The organism is Marinomonas sp. 63XJN7_7_ISO-PGPR-S23-202 (assembly GCF_056173505.1).
Genome location: NZ_CM149677.1, coordinates 5,049,771 through 5,066,691, shown reverse-complemented (window position 1 = coordinate 5,066,691; position 16,921 = coordinate 5,049,771). Strand labels below are relative to the sequence as shown.

The window sequence follows — 16,921 nt, the reverse complement described above, 5'->3', positions numbered from 1 at the left end:
CGGTTATAAAGGGAAAGCGCTTAACAGATTTTTATTGGTAAAGGTGAGCATTTATTTTTAAGCATTATTTTTATTATTTGAGAAAGATTTTCATTTATTGTGCTATATAAGTGTAATATTTTTTTAATATTATCAATTTATACTGGAATGTGGCGTGTTTTGGAAGAGTCGTTTGACCTGTTTTGCGCACGTTGAACAACGAAGGAAGCGCTTAGGCTAGGTAACGAGTCTGCAAACACTTGGTATATAAGTGATTATTCACCTTGACGGTGTTATTTGCAATGGCCGTGATATGAGAAAGAAGAGCGGGCAGATCCGATCACTTGCCTTAACCACTATTCTAATTGCAAATATTCGTGAACATTTCGGTGGGAAGGGCGTCAATACATTTGCGTTATGACGGGTTCTGGAAGCCCCGTTTGGGGCTGCCAGATTTTGAAAACACTGTTTGGATGAATAAATCAGGTCACCGCCGTCAGCTTTTTAAACTCAGGTCGATCCCATTCTTTTTGCTCCATGATCTCTTCCAATGCTTCAATGCAATCCCAAATATCGACGTAGCGAAGATACAAAGGCGTGAATCCAAATCTAAGGATACTTGGTGCTCGGAAGTCACCAATCACATTGCGAGTGATCAAGGCTTGCATGATGGCAAAGCCTTGATCGTGCACTAAAGACACCTGACTGCCACGAATGGATTCATCTTTTGAAGACGCAATGTCAAAGCCAAAGCGGCCTAGTCGTTGCTCAACCAGATCAATAAACAGCACGCCTATTTTTAATGACTTGGCGCGAAGCGCCGACATATTGGCAGAGCCCATAACGACCGCTAAAGCCACTCAAGAAGGGCTGAATATCGATTGGAATGTGATAATTCGCAACGACGAACCGTCAGGCTCCCCAACAACATTGCTTGCGAAAGCCATTAGCCAAATGGGGCCGGACTTGTTCAATGTTATGTTTACCAAATAGGGCAAATTGCGATGCTAAATTGGCTTTCTATAGAACACCAATATTGACAATGGCTTTAATAGGTGGGGGGCAATGCCTAGTTAGTGAGCCACTCAATACACATCAGCAAATCTTGCCGTAAGAGCGTTTTATTTGTCAGATGTGACCCACCGCTCAATAAGAGCCTATGCATGGATTGAGACCGACTTTTTTGACGGCTTCTCGTTTTTCGATGATCTCTGTCAGTGCCTTACTTCTCCTAAGCCACACTTGAAGCAGCTCGTCCCAACCTTAGAGAAAGGGCTCGAAGATGGCTTTATCCATTATCTATAGATGTTTGTGTAATAAGGTGTAATCGCTAATGACAATATGTTTGTTATATAAATAAAAACGTCAGATAGAGATATTGCTAAGATGAATTTATGCGACCAATTAGGTGATCTATGAAAAAGAACGCTGTTATAGATACGCAAGAAAAATATGACTATATCATAGTTGGATCTGGAGCTGGCGGTGGCCCTCTAGCTGCCAATTTAGTTTTGTCTGGATTTAAAGTTTTGCTGCTAGAGGCTGGCGGTAAGGAAGCGAGTGTAAGCTATTCTGTCCCTTCATTTTTAGGGTTGGCGGCAGAAAATGAAAATTACAGATGGGACTTTTTTGTCCGTCATTATAAGGATCAACATCAACAGAAAAAAGATCCTAAGTATGTCCCTTCGCAAGATGGTGTATTGTATCCAAGGTCGAGTACATTAGGTGGTTGTACTGCACATAATGCAATGATTACCACGTATCCAGCTGATTCAGATTGGGAATATATTGAAGAATTGACGGGAGATGAATCTTGGAATCCTACGAATATGAGACGGTATTTTGAAAAATTGGAAAACTGTCAGTATCTCGATTCTATTACAGCGAAAAAAACAGGCCATGGCACCAATGGTTGGCTAAGTGTAGAGAAAGCAGATATGTCTGCAGCTCCTAAAGATTGGCAATTAACAGGAATACTGGAAAGCTGTAAATTACAGGGTAAAAAGACAGAAGGATTAGGTGAAATCAATGAACATCAAGATCCTAATGCCATTAATGTTAGCAAAGAGGGGAGTACTGGTTATTTCACGGTTCCTCAGTCTACTTCTAATATGGCTAGGAATGGCTCAAGAGAATTTATTTTACAAGTCCAAGAGCAATTTCCAGAAAGGCTTATAATAGAATCCCATGCTTTAGCTACGCAGGTGCTTTTCGATAATAAAGATTCGACAAAAGCGATTGGGATTGAGTATGCAAAGGGATCATACCTCTATGAGGCAACGCCTAGATTTAGGGAAGAGTGTCAGCTTACTGAACCAGAGACAAAAAAAGCATATGTGAAGGAAGAAGTTATTTTATCTTGTGGTACTTTCAATACCCCACAACTGTTAATGTTATCAGGAATTGGTGATAAAAAGCAGTTGGATAAATTTAATATCCCTGTCAGAGTTGATTTGCCTGGAGTCGGAACCAATCTGCAGGATAGATATGAGATACCTCTCATTACAGAAATGGAAGAACCGTTTAAAGTAAATGAAATGGCTTCTTATAGTGATGATCCTGAGAGTGATTCGTTTTTAAGTTCGTGGCTAAAGGATAGAAAAGGCCCTTACAATAGTATGGGGTCTCCCCTAATGTATTTAAAAAAATCCTTTCCTGAAAAAATAAACCCAGATCTGATCATTTTTGCGAAGAGTACTCGTTTTCAAGGTTTTTTTCCTAATTGGTTTTGGACTTTTCGTCCGATTTTAAACCAGTTTACTTGGACAGTATTAAAAGCACATACCAATAATCGAAAAGGGATTGTGGAACTCAAGTCAAAAGACCCAAGAGAGTCTCCCTATATCAACTTTCATTATTTTAATGAGGGTACAGATGATGATGGAGAAGATTTGAATGACATAACAGAAGGCTTTAAGTTTGCCAGAACGCTCATGGAAGATGTTCCCTTTAAAGTGAAAGAGGTGCTCCCTGGGGAAAAAGTTCAATCAGACGAAGATATCAAGGAATATATCAAATCACAATCATGGGGGCACCATGCTTCTTGTACCTGCCCTATCGGTGCCGATGGGGATCCCATGGCGGTATTGGATAGCCGTTTTCAAGTGAGAGGAACGACACGATTAAGAGTGGTAGATGCGTCGGTCTTTCCTAAAATTCCTGGCACATTTATCGTCGCGCCTATTTACATGATCAGTGAAAAAGCATCGCAAGTTATTATTGAAGATCAAATAAAAAACAGTCAAGGGGTGGGGCATCATGAGTAAGAAAGAAACGTTAGATCAAATTAAAAAGTATGTTATCTACCCCGCTTTGGGAATCTCTCGCGTAGGAAACTCTAAAGAATGGTTTTATGCTCCAGAAGTACCAGGAAAGCCTGCTGATCCTCGAGTACCGCTACAGTTAGATGGGGAAATAGATCAGATTCACTATAAAGATAATGAAGGTGCTATAAAAAAACAAGCGGCTCGGTTCAGGATTTATGGATTAGATAAAGACGGTAAAGTCGTCACTGAGATAAATTCAGATTTAAATGATACTAGTATCAAAGTAGAAATAGAGTGGCATGTGCGTCTGGCTAATAGAAAAGGAGCATGGTATCAGTACATTAATCCATTGGATCTCAATCAAATTTCTGAAGAAAACAAAAACACGAGAAAACTCGCGATTGCGACGACGCAGCGAAATAACACCTATGGTGGTGGAATTCCTTATGGTTTAGAACCCAAGAGAGAAACATTAGTAATAGACAGTGGTCGTCATCATAAGCATACCATTTCAGGTCAGAATCAGACATCAACCCCCTTGGCAGGACACTTCATGAATGAAGAGGTTGTACTTGGTGAACTGAGAACCGATAACAAAGGTAGGTTAGTTGTTTTGGGTGGTTCTGGAGAAGCAAAAAGTGCTATTCCTAATAACCCTGTGAATCATTTTGCCAATAATAATGGTTGGTATGATGACACTTCTGATGGTCCGGTACGTGCTGAGGTTCGTATGACAGTAGATGGAAAAACGTATTCTTTTCATGCGGAGGATGCTTTTGTGGCTGTAGTGCCGCCGAATTATGGTCAGGGGATTTACGGTACGACCACCATGTATGACATTGTTGAGGATGTTTATAATAAGAAAAGTGGAGGGACGACGTTAAGTGATCAACCTTCTTTTGAGGAGCATATTTGGCCGATATTTAAATCCCTTAGTGATTCTCAGTGGGTAAGTGAAGGCTTGTATATGCTTTTTGGCCAGGGATCACCTTGTAATTTTACAGACCCTAAAGTTTACCAAAAACTGGTTTCAACAAAAGACGAGCATCAAGGGTTTAAACAAACAATCTTTGATTGGTTTAGAGACCCTGAAACAATAGAATTTGTGCCAACACAACTTCCACCTAATTATGGTGATGCACTCAGAGACTTTACTGCCCAGCCAAACGAAAACCTCTGGTTAACCAAAACACAGTACCATTATCTTAAAGAGTGGGTGAAAGGTAACTTTGTCGCTCCAGAAACGGATTTATCCAAGGCACAATTTCCTTTGCCGGAAATTGCGACAGAAGACCCTCTGCTTGGTTTTGATCCAGTTATTCAGCCTTTTATGCTAACCAAGGCTGCATTGCAAGAATGTTTAGGAGGTCCATTTAGACCAGGTATTGAGATTGCTTGGCCTTTAAGAGTAGACCAAATGTGGAAAGCACCTAAGGCTGGGGAGATTTCTCCTTTCAGGTTACAGGTTGTGGATTTGGATAAAGAAGATGACAGTCATTATGTTGCAGACGACTATGGTCCAGTTTTATCTCCAGAGGAAGCAATGAAACCAAATGGCCCTGTTCATTACAGTGGACCAGGTACTCTAACAAGGTGGATGGGAGTGCCTTGGCAAGCCGATGCTGGTGATTGTTTAGGTGCATGGGATGATTCCACCTTTTTACCTCTTCCTACATTGTGGGCTCCCCGAGCTCCTCGAGAGGTCATGAGCAAAGAATCTTTTGATCGATTAAAGGACGGTGATTTTGGAGACTTCCAAAAAAACAAACATTTCAATTATCGACAGTTTTGGTTACGAGATGTTGATAACTCCAGTGAAATCAGTCGTTTAAATGACATGATAGCGGAGTGGTCAGGAGTAGGTATCATTGCTCCAAAACAGCTCCCCGAAGAGAAAGCTGGCGGGGAAATCCCTAGTGTCGTTTGGGTAGAGCAGCAACGTGCAGAGCACTTCTCTATATGGGATCCTTCTTATCTTCAGGTAAAAGTGGCAGAGGGAGCGATAAGCTCAGAAGAAGCTATTGAGCAAGAGAAAAATGAACGTAAGAGTTATGAGGGGAAAATAGAAGATTCTGAGAGTGCTCCGACAGTAAGAAAAGTTCACCAGCGAATAAGTTATTAAATATGAATGCTGGTAAACGGATCATTGTTATCGGAGGTGGACCGGCTGGTGCTATTGTGTCTATAGAATTGGCTAGGAATAATTTTGATGTAATTGTCCTAGAATCGAGCAACTATCCCCAGCAAAAGCCTGGGGAGTGTTTGCCTCCAATTCTTACACCCCTATTGCGTAAGTTAAGACTTGAGCATTTGTTGGATAAGCATAGCGTTAGTCATAGTAATCAAGCCGTGTGGGGATCCGATAGCCTGACGGAAGACCATTTTATCAATGGGGTTCATGGTGCTGGGACACACATTGATAGGAAGCAATTTGAGCTTGATTTAGCAAAAGAAGCGGAGCTAGCAGGGGTTGATTGGCGTACAGGTCATGCACTGAAAGGCTTGGTGAAACAAGACTTTGAGTGGCAGTTGCAGGTGAATCATGGAGGGCAGCAAGTAACCTTTGTTGCCGACTTTCTTATTGATGCGACTGGACGTAAATCAACGGTGGCTAGGTATTTACGTATTAAGAGACAGTCATTGGATAGATTGGTTGGTATCAATGCAATCTTTTCTAGTAATGAGTCTTTGGCTCCTTCCACTTTAATCGAATCTTGCGCTGATGGTTGGTGGTATTCCGCTAAGTTACCGACGAACCAGTTGATGGTGACATTTATGACAGATTCAGATGCCATACCCGTTTCACAAGCGAACAAATGGCATGGTTTTGAACGATTGCTTAACAATACTCATCATACAAAAGAGAGGTTTAAGCACGCTACAGGGGAGACTGTGGATTTTTCTTCTGTATCTTTAGCGGTTCATGCTTCAAGTGCTTCTAGGTTAGAGCAAATCACAGGAGATGGCTGGTTGGCAGTAGGAGATGCCGCATGCACCTATGATCCTTTATCATCTTATGGCATTACCGCTGCTATAGGTACTGCATACTATGGTAGTTGCGCTATCAAAGACCACTTTTTGGGGAAGAAAGAGAGCTTTTTAACTTATCACTTCCTAATGGATAAAATGTACAGTGCTTATTTACCTTTGGTTGAAAGTGCTTATCATCTAGAGGAGCGTTGGAAGGAACATGGTTTTTGGAAAAGAAGGCAACAGTCTAATGTTTATACCTAGAGTGGAAGCAAACAATTGAGATGTAACGGGGGATTAAGTCATCAAGAGAACTATCCATCCTTAGATATGAATACATTCCTTTAGCGGCATCAATGCTGGCTTCACAGGCGCGTTGAAGGTTCAGAATAATAGAGTCTTGGCTGGTCGAATTCTTCTTTTGATAAAGCATAAACATCCCGAATACGCCTCAAGCAGCGCTCAATGGTTGCTAGCTTGTTTAGAATCGAGTCGTTCATTTTAAAAACTCCCGCAGAATATCCGCTCGCTCTTCATTTAAATGCTGATACATGGAAATAATCTGCATTTCAAATTTGGTTTGCTCGTTTTCACTACCAAAGAGTAGCTCACCCCACCGTTCATGATGACTTGGTTCTGCAATACAGTTGATGCCGTTAGTAGATCGACTAAATCCACGTCTTGATCCAGTTCGATGGCGAGAGTCTGTTCAAGGTCAAAGCGTGCTACGGGATTCATTTTTTTCTCCAGTAGCACGGCGATGTCGATATTACTAGAGGGGGTCGAGCTGCCATCTGCCTGTGAACCGAACAAGTAAATCAGCCTGACACTAGGCATCAGCAGCTTTACCGCTTGGGTTAGGTTCTCTTTATCTAGCATGGTTCCTACAGATCTTCGCCGAAAGTGTTATGGGGTTACTCGGTTGCCTTGTGGATGGCTTCTTTCGTGTCGTTGTACATTTTTGAAGAGTCTTGTTTTACTCCTTGCCAAGTGTTGGAACAGCCACTTAGTAAGAGCATGAATGCGATTGCTAACAATGGAAATTTCATATTCAAACCTCTCAGTTGTGTGATGCTTAACAGTAGCAAAAAGAATCGAAATAAATTATTCAATATTTGAGTTTTCTCATGGAGTAGCGGCCTAGACCTTAACGAACTCACTAAGTTACCGAAAAGAAACTGTTTAAAAATGCCCGTTTGCCCGCCAAACAGCTCACCATTTGCCTTTTACTAAATATTAGTGGTGAGCAATGGGAAAAAAACAGTGCCATTTTTACGCGGCTGTTAGGTTTAAAAAATAGCAGTTTTAAAAGGCTTTATCGAGCACGATTTCTGCCAACCTAGCTAGCCAGTTTTTCGCTTGTTCTATGTGGTAGGTATTTGTCAGTAGAAGACCGTCTTACTCTGAATGGACACCATAGTATCCAAATACATAGAAGAAAGCTCAATATGGATACTATGGAATCCACTCATGATAAACCTGTGTGTCGAATAGTGGGTCTCAAGGTCTACAGATTGTTACTCAAAAAGCATTGATACTATTACTGTCTTTTGTCATTAACGCCATCAACCGTGGGTGTACAAATAATTTTTCTTTTCCTGAATCGATTTCTTGCAGTACACCAATATCCGTTAACTGTTTTAAATAGGTTGAAGCAGTTTGGCGTTTAGCAATATCACGTTCAACTAGATTACTGATACGGCAATAGGGTTGTTCAAAAATCAGCTGAACAAGCTCATAGCTATATATTTTAGGTAGCTGTGCTTTTATGTAATCGGTTGTACTTTCCATAAGTGCTCTAATCGCTGTGATTTTATCACAAGTCCATTTGGCGGTTTGCTCGACTCCTTTTAGCATAAATAACAGCCAATCTTCCCAATTCTGATCTTTGGTTACTTGGTTCAACAGGCGATAATAGTTTTGTTTGTTATGAACGATAAAACGACTTAAGTACAAAATAGGTATCGTTAAAAGACCACATTCAATAAGGTACAAAACGTTTAAAATACGACCTGCTCGGCCATTTCCGTCATAAAAAGGGTGTATGGCTTCAAATTGATAATGACTAACCGCCATCTTTATCAGCGGATCTAGATCATCGTCATCATGAAGAAATCGCTCCCAGTTGGTTAACAAGTCGCGGATGACATTTTCTCCGGCAGGCGGAGTATAGATAATTTCTCCTGTCGTTTGGTTGCCTATAACAGTCCCTGGCACTTTACGAATTTCCATTTCAGTGTGTTTTAACGTACTGCATACCTCAATGGCGGTTGCTGTGCAAAGCGGTTTTTTTTCAAGCTGTATATAGCCTTGGTATAACGCCGTTCTGTAACGTAGGGCTTCTTTTGTTGCATGATCTGCGCCTTTATCTTCTAGCGCATACTGAAAAAGCTTATCGGTAGTGGTGACAATATTTTCAATTTCTGAACTATCTTTTGCTTCCAGCAAAGGCAGTAAGTTAATTAGCATGCTTTGGTTAGGTATGAGTTCCCCAGCCTTTTTTAACTCTGCTACAGCGGCACGTGCAGAAATACAGGCTTTCAGTACGGCCCTAGTTTCTATGGAATCTAGATTTGGTGGCAATGTGGGTAATTGGTTGTAAGGCTGCTCTGCTTGCCAGGTCATGTTTAAACTTCCAGTCTAAATCGACATAAATGAACTATTTGGTCAGTTTATGTCGATTGGATCGACATATCAATTTTATGTGTCGATATTTTTCTATTTTTTCGACATAACACTTTTCTGTGTCGATACACTCGACATATCAAGACTCAATCCATACGACTCACCAAAACCGAGTTTTGAGTAGGAAACTCAAAGTAGTACGCCATCCCTTGGGCATTTGGGGCAGTATGGGCGAAAGAAAAAGCGCATTTACCGCTTACCAAGTCGATGATAGAAGCCATCGAGACACACTTGCGAAGCATACCGCTACGCTAAAATGAGAACCGACGCGTACTGCAATGCAGCGGCGTCGGTCATATTGGGTTAAAACATTCTTGGACGGGTAACTTTGTACCTAAGAACCTATTCGATGTTTTGGATCTGAATATAATAAAATTTATAAAAACTTGATTTTTATCAAAAAAATAAAAAAAAATATTTCTTGTCACCTATTATGTCACCTTTTTATGGTGTCTCATAAATACATAGGCACTTGTCTACGTAGTAAGTTTTATAGTATCTGTGCGGCTTGTCAAATTGATGGGATTAGGGTAATGGTTTTTTCCGCATTGCAACTTTCGAGGGAGACTGCTATTATCTGAGGTGGTCTAGGCCTCCTACTCTGACACCTATTTTCAGGAAATATTGGCTTTGTGTATTTGTACTACTTGTATCAATTCGATACTTATCTCATAACCATAAATTTAAGTGGTTATCGTTGGTTATCTTAATAGGTGAAGTGCCAATGAAATTTTCACTTAAAAATTTATAGGTACTAACATGAGTAAAAACGCTGAATTCGAATTGTGTCTTTTAGGCTGTACTTGGATGGTCAAGCGCAGTCTGCCACCGAAGATCGACTCAAAAAAACGCTTGGCTAATGATGTTGAAAACCCGCTTAGCATTCTGTACGGGTTGAGCGATAAGAATAATCCTCATTTTATCTTTGCAAAAAAGTGTATTGATAATCCTAAGATATTACTCAACGGTAGGCTCACAAACGCAGAGTTCAAAAAACAATCTTCGGAAGCTTATCCTAACCTGAAAGTTCGAGAAGCATTAGACTCATACTCAATGGATCTTTTCCGCTGTAGGCATTCACAATTAGTAGAAAAAATGTCTAAGCGTTTGATTGAAAAATTTGAAACTAACTTCTTCAAAATCAACTCTGAATTTTTCGAAATTGATCATCCTTCTGCCTTTCTGCGCAGTCCGATGACTTGCACTCCTGAAATCATCAAAGAATTCGAAGAGCTTGCAGCTCAAGGACATGTATTTTCACAGTTTATGGCGGGCCTGCTTCATACGACTATGGCAGGAGGGTATGACTCTAAGGGAGTATCCTATCTGATTATGGCCTATGAAAACCGCTTTCCTCGTTCGATGGATGCCTTGGCAGAGTATTTGCTGCATAAAGAAGATTACCTCGGATCAGTTCAATGCTCTTTATTATCTATCGATAGCATGGATGACTCCAAAGGTACTATGAATCGAATATTACAGCATATGCATGGTTTGTTTGTCGAAACTCCATCTATTGTATGGATGCATACATTTATCTTTAAACACGAGCTTAATGGGAAGCTGCTTGAGTTAGCTAAAAAACACTTTCCCGAATTCTATCCCTCAAAAGAAGAAGAGCAACAGCAGGCTGTAAAAATGCTTTTAAGTAGAGGTGAGTCATGAGTCAAGGTTCAATTAAAGTTATGCCTGATCAAACGATCACTTTTACTACCAAAGAAGAAGTGGATGGTGCTAATGCATTATATCAGTTTGTTCTTAGTCAAAAACAAAGAGAGCATCAATACTACGAGAAGCAAGCAGGGCAACCACTCAAGCAAAAGCCCTATACAGCTAATCGCTTTTTAAAAGATATATTGACTCAGTCTATTGATGCGAGAGAAAAGGAGAAAAATAATGAGTAAAATGAAACAGTTGCCTAACCCTTTTAGCCTCAAAAAAGGGGTTAAATTAACTTTAGGGCGTCGCCAAGCAGAGCGAGCAGATACAATATGTAATGAATTAGGTATGACTCCTGAACAAATCATAAAAAGAGAGATTGTTAATAAGTCAGCGTTGCTTAAGATTAGCTGATAGGATATATCTAGATTAAAGATGAAGGAATGGCAGTGAGGGGGGACCCTCATTGTCATTTTTATATATTTAAGTTGCTGATTAAAAAGGAAAAGTTTCTATACCTACAGGTAAGTTGATCTTAAAGGTGTACTGAAGAAAGCTTGGCTCATAAAGAGTTCTTTTTATACAATGCTTAAATGCTGTACTTTAGTGGATTTTTAAAAGAGTCCTTTTTATCAAGTAATGTTGGTTTTTTTGTATTATATGAATATATATGAGCGTTCAGAAGTCCTAAGTAAAATCTCTAGAACACTAGCGATTATGATGTGTGACATAGAATTACAGCAGTCAATGAATATATATACATATAATATTCATGCTGAGGATTTCTATTGTAATGTTTTCAATGATTTATATTCAGGAAAGAATTTCATTAATGCAAATTCAGCTAATTCAAATGAAGACTATATTGATTTAGTTGATCATTATTCGAAGCACCTAATTCAGGTGACAACATCTAAAAATAAAGAAAAAATCGATAATAGTTTAAAGGTATTTGATAATAACACTTTAAAATATACACAGTATAAAATTGATATTTTCTTTTTATTAGGAAAGCCTAAGAAATTTCAGAAAGCAACCATTGAACATTATAAAACAAAATACGGAATTCAAAACATAAGAGATAATTTAAAAGACCATACTGATTTATTAAATGATATCAAGACACTAAGTGATGATAAGCTTTACTTTATATATGATAAGTTTTTTAAGGGACTAAGTGAGAAATATACAGATAAAATTTCTCTTCAGGTTGTATTTGACCTGTTAATAAGAAATAATAATTCAATTAAATTGGATTATAGTACAGATTTTAATAATGTTGACCTTGATGATAAAATTGAATTAAATAGTTTAAATAGAAAAGTATCTAACGCATTATTAACTGGAAGTGAGGCTGCTTTACCTATATATGAATCAATAGATGAAAGTGCATTGACTGAATTAAGAGAGCTAATTGTTGATAACATTTATTGTGATATTCTTAAAAGGACACTTATTGAATCTGGAGCTACAAAAAGAGACTTAGCTAAAAAAAGTGTTTCTGAGCTACATTTTATTGCGAAAGAAAAATACACACTAAATTTTTCTACTATACTAGGGGATTTATGTCATCAAATTGAGAGCCAAACTTTTAATGCCTGTTATCAAGAGACTTCAATAGCTTGGGTGATTGTTGCTTATTTTTTTGAAGAATGTGATATAGGAATGAAAAAATGATTTTACCAACAAAATCAATAAAGCCTATAGATTCACTTTATTGTATATCCTCATATGTCTTTGATATTTTGAGCTTGGATGGAAGTTTAGATTCTGATGTACTGCTTCATAAAATAAACAATATATATCCAGAAGAAGTAAGTGCAGAAAAACTGCAATATTGTTTAGACTTTTTGTTTATTATCGGTAAGTTGGAGTTAGAAAATGAAACTGTTAAAGCTATATTCAAGTAATCCTAAATTCAAAACTATTGATTTTAAACCAGGGATTAATATAGTTGCAGGATTACAATCTAGCTCTAGTTCTACTGATACATATAATGGTATTGGTAAAAGTAGTGCTCTACAATTAGTCCATTTGATGCTCGGAGGAAAGCTTGATATAAAAAAATACCAGACTGATGCTAGGTTTTATAAGTTTCTATCAGGTTATGGTGATTTTTTATTGGATTTAGAAATAGGATCTATAACCTATACTATAAAAACAAATTTTAGTAACGGCATATATTATATAAATGATGAGAAAGTTGGGAAGTATTCAACTCTTGGTAAAAAATTAAATGAAAAGATTTTTTTTAATAATGATGGGGATCTTTCCTTTAAACAGACTCTAAATTGTTTTGCTCGAAGATATCTACCTAGTAGAAACTACTATACTGATGCTTTACAGCAGCAGGGGCAGCCTCCAGCTGACTTTTATCAGCGAATGACTAATTTAGTTCTATTGGGGCTAGATATTTCTCTTCCCAAGAAATTTAAAAAAATCCGAGACGAAATCGATAATATTGGTAAAACTAAAAGTTCATTAGCTAAGGCAAATGTCAATTTTAATGAAAGCGAATTGCGAGATTTAGAAGATAAGCTAGAAGCTTTAATTGAGGATAAAAATAACTTTATAATTGCGAAAAACTATGATGACTTGAAATTGGAGGCTGATCAGATAACGGAAGCTATGAATGAAGCTCGTGATTTAATATATTTCAATGACAGAAAAATAAGAAGTAAAAGGTCAATATTATCTGAAGATAACGGTTTTTCATCAACAGATATTGAAAAAGTAGAGAGGATATTCAGAGAGGCTGAATTTCATTTTCCTGATTTAGTTAGAAAACGTTTAGAGCAAGCTGAAGAATTTCATTTGAAAATGTATAATTCTCGTCGGTCTAGGCTTAAAAAAGATATAGTCTCGTTAGAGTTAGAAAATTCGAAAAATAATGAATATTTAGTAAAATTAGAGCACAAAAGAGATGCTATTCTTAAAGATTTAGATTCGAGAGGTGCATTAGAAGAATATAATTCTATTGTAGAACGTATTCGAACACTTGAGTCAAGTATAGCAGATTTGACAAGTTTTCAGACAACTGTTGCTAGTGTTGAAAAAGAGCTGGTTCGTTTAGAAAAGCAAAAAGCAGACATTAATTTTCTTGCTGTTGATTATATTGAAAGTATCAAAGGGCATATTGAGCTAATCGAAAAAAAATTCAGGGCTTTAGTCCGCCAATTTTATACAGATCATGGTGGATCTTTGAATATAAGGAAAAATGATGGGGAGGCTAAGTATTTATTCGAAATCGAACCATATATTCCAAAAGACAGTTCTCAAGGAATTAATGAAGTAAAAATATTTTGTTATGATATGCTTCTATTTGAGCTGAACAAAAGTTTACTAGGTTTTATAGCTCATGATAGTTTCTTATTTGGTGGGGTCGATCAAAGACAAACTAGAACAATGTTTAAAGTAGCTATTGATAGGTGTAAGAATAATGGCTTGCAATATTTTGTAAATATTAATAAGAATATTTATGAGGATTTAGTATCTAGTGATGGAGAAGATGATATTCTATCATTTGAAGATAAGTCTTTATTAAAGGAAGGGACAGTATTAACTCTTTTTGATAGTAAAGCCGAAAATACATTATTCGGACAATATTTCAATTAAAATTTATTAGCTTATATATAGCCCCCATCTGTCTAGTTTTTAGTTCCGTGTGTCGTTTATAAACAATATAAAGTGTTTTTTCAAAGATACTTTATATTATTTATATGTCTCTAATCGAGGCTAATAAAAATGGCACTAGAAATTAATCTATCTCCTTAATAGCTGATCCTAAGGCCTTACCTACTAGCCTAATCGATTTATTAAAGTCTTCCCGCTTCAATGTCTCATCATCAAACTTGTCGGAGTCACTACAAATTTTTATCTCAGTTCCTGCAAGGTTTGGTTTTAGCCTTTTTATCGTAATTCCCATACTTGTTTCAATAACGAACACGCCAGTAGATATAGCTGTCTTGTTAGCCACTCTGGAGACTAGAACCACTTCACCTACGTTTATTGTGGGCTGCATTGTGCTGTCAGGTGCTTCTAAAGCGAAAAGGTTACTAAGCTCTTGCTCAGATAAAGATTTAGGTAAATATCCTTTAGGCAGCACCATGCGAGCTTCTGGCTTGGCTTTGCTCCACGTCTTAGCTTTTGCTGAGTAGATTTGAATAGTAACCATGTCTGAGTCATTTTTTTCAGCTTGTGCTGGCTTACTTACGCCTTCTAAACCAAGTGCCTCAAGCGTTTCCTTCGGTAAGCTGCTCGCGTGATATTCAAAATTGATACCTCTCAATCCCGCTATCTGCCTGTATTTCCAATTTTGACTTTTAGCCTTTCGCGTTACGTTTGTCGCGTGTGCAGGCATCCCTATTTTTCCCGCGAGTTCTGCGGCTGTAAACCATTCTTTAATCATCATTACACCGTTCTTGCTAAGGGTGAAAAATGATTTTGAATAAATTGTGAGATCATTTTGTGGGATCTTTATTGATCTCACAAGATTTTAAAGATATGATTTCACAACACTGACCAAGTGATATTCAAAATCTTAATTTCTTAAACTTATAAGGTAACTGGAATGTTCTCTTTGTATAACCCTGCTGAGGCTAGCTGGGGCGGATTTTTGCGCCTAAAATTCAAAAAAAATAGAAAAAACATCATTTTTAATGGTTTTAAGGTCATATCTAAGATCGCTTTACTAGTTTTTCCTGCTTCGTATGTAAGTGTAGTTCATGCTGATGACAGCATAGTTCGTGCTGGGGATAACCTTCAGATAGGGATTCCACTGCTCGCAGGAGTGATTTCAATACTAAAAAATGATTATGCAGGGACTGCCCAATGGGCTGAGGGCGCTTTATGGACATCTGTTGCAACGCACACATTGAAATTTGCAGTAGACGAAGAACGCCCAAATGGAAATGACAATAATTCCTTTCCTTCTGGTCATACTTCTGCGGCTTTCCAAGGCGCGGCCTTTCTACAAATGCGCTACGGCTGGAAATACGGTTTACCTGCTTATGCTGCTGCGTCATTCGTTGGTTATTCACGTGTGAAAGGAAAATATCATTATTGGCATGATGTCGCAGCAGGTGCTGCGCTGGCAATAGGTGTGCAATATGCTATTACGGGGATGGGGATTAGTGCTAGAAATCTAGTTGTAGCGCCTATTGTCTCAGGTCAGCAATATGGCTTGTATGCTTCTATGAGTTACTAACATTAAGCTCCCTGAAAAATTCATCGCTTACTATGAATTTTTCAGGGGGAAATATTAAGCTAAGAATAGGGGGTTACTGTAATAAAGAAGTGTTGTAAGGAGTTATTATCGATGGAATAGCGCCAAATTTCACATACAGCCGATTATTATCCTGATTAGCTCTTAGTACTAATTCTATCAGGCCGTCTAAGTCTTCTATGTCGTATGTATCAAATGTATGAATGTATCGATTAAATTCTTGTAAGTTCAACACCTGACGTACTCTTGATTCTAATCCTACATCGCAGACATATTTTTTGAATTTTGGTGATATCCAATAGAGAAGCTCTATCATGTTATCTAGTTTCTCTTCCAGCGTTGATATCACTTCCTCAGGTGAAGTTACATCACTAACTCGCCAAGCAGGCTCATTATGGGAAATTCTATTCCGAAATGCTCTTATTTCTTCTATGCGTCTTCGTAAAGCATCCCTTTGATGAAATGCCTGGTTTTTTTGTGCTGTTCTAGGTAGCTTTTTAAAAGCTCTGGTCAACTTAGATGGCCATATGTAGTTATTATCGCTACCGTTATAAAAGCTTTTGTCTAGAATGTATTCCCAAGTTGAAAAGTCTGTTTGTGAAATGATTTGGTCAAGAGTGACTGAGTTAGGGTCCTTGCCTTTTTCTTCTAGTGCGGCTTTAGCACTCTGCCTTGCATTTTTAAACTTTTGTATAAATTTTTTAACTTGTTCTGGCTTGCACAAATCCCCTTGCTCATTGGTTTCCTGAGTGAATGGGATAGCCTCGAACCAAAACTTATCGACGGGAGTTATTATACTTACTTTCGCGGCTTCGTTTACTGTATTTCGTAGTGCAACTTCGATGAGCTGGAGGAGTGGGTAGAAAGCACCCACCAACGTTAAGTTCCAACTGTAAGCACCGAGAAGTTGCGCGTCTTCTTCCAATCCTAGAGAGTTTTTATAGCTTGACAGCCTTGCAGCGCTGATTAATTTTTTAGGTTCTGTGTAGTCATAATCATTCGGCATGTAGTAGCTCTATCCATTCTTGTTTTGCTGTTGAAACTATAATATCAAGTTTCTAGGAGAAACACTCGGTACTTATGTGTTGACTCATGCGTCAATTGATATTAATATTAATCTTAGCTAGTCGAATTGTTC

At 38.1% G+C, this 16,921-nt stretch carries 18 protein-coding genes; 11 read left to right on the top strand and 7 right to left on the bottom strand.

The features are described from left to right. Window positions 1-461: 461 nt before the first annotated feature. On the bottom strand, window positions 462-821 hold the full coding sequence (locus AC0VYG_RS23345; RefSeq protein WP_475430218.1) for a kynureninase/PvdN C-terminal domain-containing protein: 360 nt from the start codon (window positions 819-821) through the stop codon (window positions 462-464). Between AC0VYG_RS23345 and AC0VYG_RS23340 the strand changes: the two genes are divergently transcribed. The 4 genes from AC0VYG_RS23340 (at window position 808) to AC0VYG_RS23325 (ending at window position 6,479) form a co-directional block, all read left to right on the top strand. Further along, window positions 808-972: a hypothetical protein gene (locus tag AC0VYG_RS23340; RefSeq protein WP_475430217.1), complete on the top strand. Its 165-nt coding sequence runs from the start codon at window positions 808-810 to the stop codon at window positions 970-972. The genes AC0VYG_RS23345 and AC0VYG_RS23340 overlap by 14 nt on opposite strands. A 422-nt stretch (window positions 973-1,394) precedes the next feature. Next, window positions 1,395-3,245 (top strand): GMC family oxidoreductase, encoded by a 1,851-nt coding sequence (locus AC0VYG_RS23335; RefSeq protein ID WP_475430216.1) that lies wholly within the window; start codon window positions 1,395-1,397, stop codon window positions 3,243-3,245. Then, window positions 3,238-5,367: a LodA/GoxA family CTQ-dependent oxidase gene (locus tag AC0VYG_RS23330; RefSeq protein WP_475430215.1), complete on the top strand. Its 2,130-nt coding sequence runs from the start codon at window positions 3,238-3,240 to the stop codon at window positions 5,365-5,367. Before AC0VYG_RS23335 ends, AC0VYG_RS23330 begins: the two co-directional genes overlap by 8 nt. 2 nt (window positions 5,368-5,369) lie before the next feature. Continuing rightward, window positions 5,370-6,479, top strand: a complete 1,110-nt coding sequence (locus AC0VYG_RS23325) for an NAD(P)/FAD-dependent oxidoreductase (protein ID WP_475430214.1) — start codon at window positions 5,370-5,372, stop codon at window positions 6,477-6,479. 273 nt (window positions 6,480-6,752) lie between these two features. On the opposite strand, the gene mntA is transcribed toward AC0VYG_RS23325, so the two are convergent. The 4 genes from mntA to AC0VYG_RS23305 all read right to left on the bottom strand — a co-directional run bounded on the left by mntA (window position 6,753) and on the right by AC0VYG_RS23305 (window position 9,121). Then, the gene (gene mntA, locus AC0VYG_RS23320) at window positions 6,753-7,094 is read right to left on the bottom strand and encodes a type VII toxin-antitoxin system MntA family adenylyltransferase antitoxin (RefSeq protein WP_475430212.1); all 342 of its coding nucleotides are present in this window, start codon (window positions 7,092-7,094) and stop codon (window positions 6,753-6,755) included. Window positions 7,095-7,129: 35 nt separating this feature from the next. Continuing rightward, window positions 7,130-7,264 (bottom strand): hypothetical protein, encoded by a 135-nt coding sequence (locus AC0VYG_RS23315; RefSeq protein WP_475430211.1) that lies wholly within the window; start codon window positions 7,262-7,264, stop codon window positions 7,130-7,132. 472 nt (window positions 7,265-7,736) lie between these two features. Beyond that, the gene (gene fic, locus AC0VYG_RS23310) at window positions 7,737-8,840 is read right to left on the bottom strand and encodes a protein adenylyltransferase Fic (protein ID WP_475430210.1); all 1,104 of its coding nucleotides are present in this window, start codon (window positions 8,838-8,840) and stop codon (window positions 7,737-7,739) included. A gap of 146 nt (window positions 8,841-8,986) precedes the next feature. Further along, window positions 8,987-9,121 carry a hypothetical protein gene (locus tag AC0VYG_RS23305; RefSeq protein WP_475430209.1) on the bottom strand — a complete coding sequence of 45 codons (135 nt, stop codon included), beginning with the start codon at window positions 9,119-9,121 and terminating at the stop codon, window positions 8,987-8,989. 538 nt (window positions 9,122-9,659) lie between these two features. Here AC0VYG_RS23305 and AC0VYG_RS23300 point away from each other — a divergent pair. From AC0VYG_RS23300 to AC0VYG_RS23275, 6 genes are all read left to right on the top strand, one after another. Next, a complete protein-coding gene (locus AC0VYG_RS23300; RefSeq protein WP_475430208.1) occupies window positions 9,660-10,565 on the top strand; it encodes a hypothetical protein in 906 nt (301 codons plus the stop codon). Further along, on the top strand, window positions 10,562-10,804 hold the full coding sequence (locus tag AC0VYG_RS23295; protein ID WP_475430207.1) for a hypothetical protein: 243 nt from the start codon (window positions 10,562-10,564) through the stop codon (window positions 10,802-10,804). Before AC0VYG_RS23300 ends, AC0VYG_RS23295 begins: the two co-directional genes overlap by 4 nt. Further along, on the top strand, window positions 10,797-10,973 hold the full coding sequence (locus AC0VYG_RS23290; RefSeq protein ID WP_475430206.1) for a hypothetical protein: 177 nt from the start codon (window positions 10,797-10,799) through the stop codon (window positions 10,971-10,973). The genes AC0VYG_RS23295 and AC0VYG_RS23290 overlap by 8 nt, the downstream gene beginning before the upstream one ends. A 246-nt stretch (window positions 10,974-11,219) precedes the next feature. Further along, window positions 11,220-12,236: an SMEK domain-containing protein gene (locus AC0VYG_RS23285; RefSeq protein ID WP_475430205.1), complete on the top strand. Its 1,017-nt coding sequence runs from the start codon at window positions 11,220-11,222 to the stop codon at window positions 12,234-12,236. Next, window positions 12,233-12,469 (top strand): ABC-three component system middle component 6, encoded by a 237-nt coding sequence (locus tag AC0VYG_RS23280; protein WP_475430204.1) that lies wholly within the window; start codon window positions 12,233-12,235, stop codon window positions 12,467-12,469. The genes AC0VYG_RS23285 and AC0VYG_RS23280 overlap by 4 nt, the downstream gene beginning before the upstream one ends. Then, window positions 12,441-14,174 carry a DUF2326 domain-containing protein gene (locus AC0VYG_RS23275; protein ID WP_475430203.1) on the top strand — a complete coding sequence of 578 codons (1,734 nt, stop codon included), beginning with the start codon at window positions 12,441-12,443 and terminating at the stop codon, window positions 14,172-14,174. Before AC0VYG_RS23280 ends, AC0VYG_RS23275 begins: the two co-directional genes overlap by 29 nt. 142 nt (window positions 14,175-14,316) lie before the next feature. Here the strand turns inward: AC0VYG_RS23275 and AC0VYG_RS23270 are convergent, their stop codons facing one another. After that, entirely contained in the window at window positions 14,317-14,970 is a 654-nt protein-coding gene (locus AC0VYG_RS23270; RefSeq protein ID WP_475430202.1) for a helix-turn-helix domain-containing protein, read from the bottom strand. A 159-nt stretch (window positions 14,971-15,129) separates the two neighbouring features. Between AC0VYG_RS23270 and AC0VYG_RS23265 the strand changes: the two genes are divergently transcribed. After that, on the top strand, window positions 15,130-15,765 hold the full coding sequence (locus AC0VYG_RS23265) for a phosphatase PAP2 family protein (RefSeq protein ID WP_475430201.1): 636 nt from the start codon (window positions 15,130-15,132) through the stop codon (window positions 15,763-15,765). A gap of 73 nt (window positions 15,766-15,838) precedes the next feature. Here AC0VYG_RS23265 and AC0VYG_RS23260 read toward each other — a convergent pair whose 3' ends face one another. Beyond that, window positions 15,839-16,789: an Abi family protein gene (locus AC0VYG_RS23260; protein ID WP_475430200.1), complete on the bottom strand. Its 951-nt coding sequence runs from the start codon at window positions 16,787-16,789 to the stop codon at window positions 15,839-15,841. Between the last annotated feature and the right edge of the window lie 132 nt (window positions 16,790-16,921).

Bases quoted from the DNA above. Each gene is read 5' to 3' on its own strand.
- AC0VYG_RS23345 (WP_475430218.1), bottom strand. From the start codon at position 821: ATGGGCTCTGCCAATATGTCGGCGCTTCGCGCCAAGTCATTAAAAATA.
- AC0VYG_RS23335 (WP_475430216.1), top strand. From the start codon at position 1,395: ATGAAAAAGAACGCTGTTATAGATACGCAAGAAAAATATGACTATATC.
- AC0VYG_RS23330 (WP_475430215.1), top strand. From the start codon at position 3,238: ATGAGTAAGAAAGAAACGTTAGATCAAATTAAAAAGTATGTTATCTAC.
- AC0VYG_RS23325 (WP_475430214.1), top strand. From the start codon at position 5,370: ATGAATGCTGGTAAACGGATCATTGTTATCGGAGGTGGACCGGCTGGT.
- mntA (WP_475430212.1), bottom strand. From the start codon at position 7,094: ATGCTAGATAAAGAGAACCTAACCCAAGCGGTAAAGCTGCTGATGCCT.
- AC0VYG_RS23315 (WP_475430211.1), bottom strand. From the start codon at position 7,264: ATGAAATTTCCATTGTTAGCAATCGCATTCATGCTCTTACTAAGTGGC.
- fic (WP_475430210.1), bottom strand. From the start codon at position 8,840: ATGACCTGGCAAGCAGAGCAGCCTTACAACCAATTACCCACATTGCCA.
- AC0VYG_RS23305 (WP_475430209.1), bottom strand. From the start codon at position 9,121: ATGGCTTCTATCATCGACTTGGTAAGCGGTAAATGCGCTTTTTCTTTC.
- AC0VYG_RS23300 (WP_475430208.1), top strand. From the start codon at position 9,660: ATGAGTAAAAACGCTGAATTCGAATTGTGTCTTTTAGGCTGTACTTGG.
- AC0VYG_RS23295 (WP_475430207.1), top strand. From the start codon at position 10,562: ATGAGTCAAGGTTCAATTAAAGTTATGCCTGATCAAACGATCACTTTT.
- AC0VYG_RS23290 (WP_475430206.1), top strand. From the start codon at position 10,797: ATGAGTAAAATGAAACAGTTGCCTAACCCTTTTAGCCTCAAAAAAGGG.
- AC0VYG_RS23285 (WP_475430205.1), top strand. From the start codon at position 11,220: ATGAATATATATGAGCGTTCAGAAGTCCTAAGTAAAATCTCTAGAACA.
- AC0VYG_RS23280 (WP_475430204.1), top strand. From the start codon at position 12,233: ATGATTTTACCAACAAAATCAATAAAGCCTATAGATTCACTTTATTGT.
- AC0VYG_RS23275 (WP_475430203.1), top strand. From the start codon at position 12,441: ATGAAACTGTTAAAGCTATATTCAAGTAATCCTAAATTCAAAACTATT.
- AC0VYG_RS23270 (WP_475430202.1), bottom strand. From the start codon at position 14,970: ATGATGATTAAAGAATGGTTTACAGCCGCAGAACTCGCGGGAAAAATA.
- AC0VYG_RS23265 (WP_475430201.1), top strand. From the start codon at position 15,130: ATGTTCTCTTTGTATAACCCTGCTGAGGCTAGCTGGGGCGGATTTTTG.
- AC0VYG_RS23260 (WP_475430200.1), bottom strand. From the start codon at position 16,789: ATGCCGAATGATTATGACTACACAGAACCTAAAAAATTAATCAGCGCT.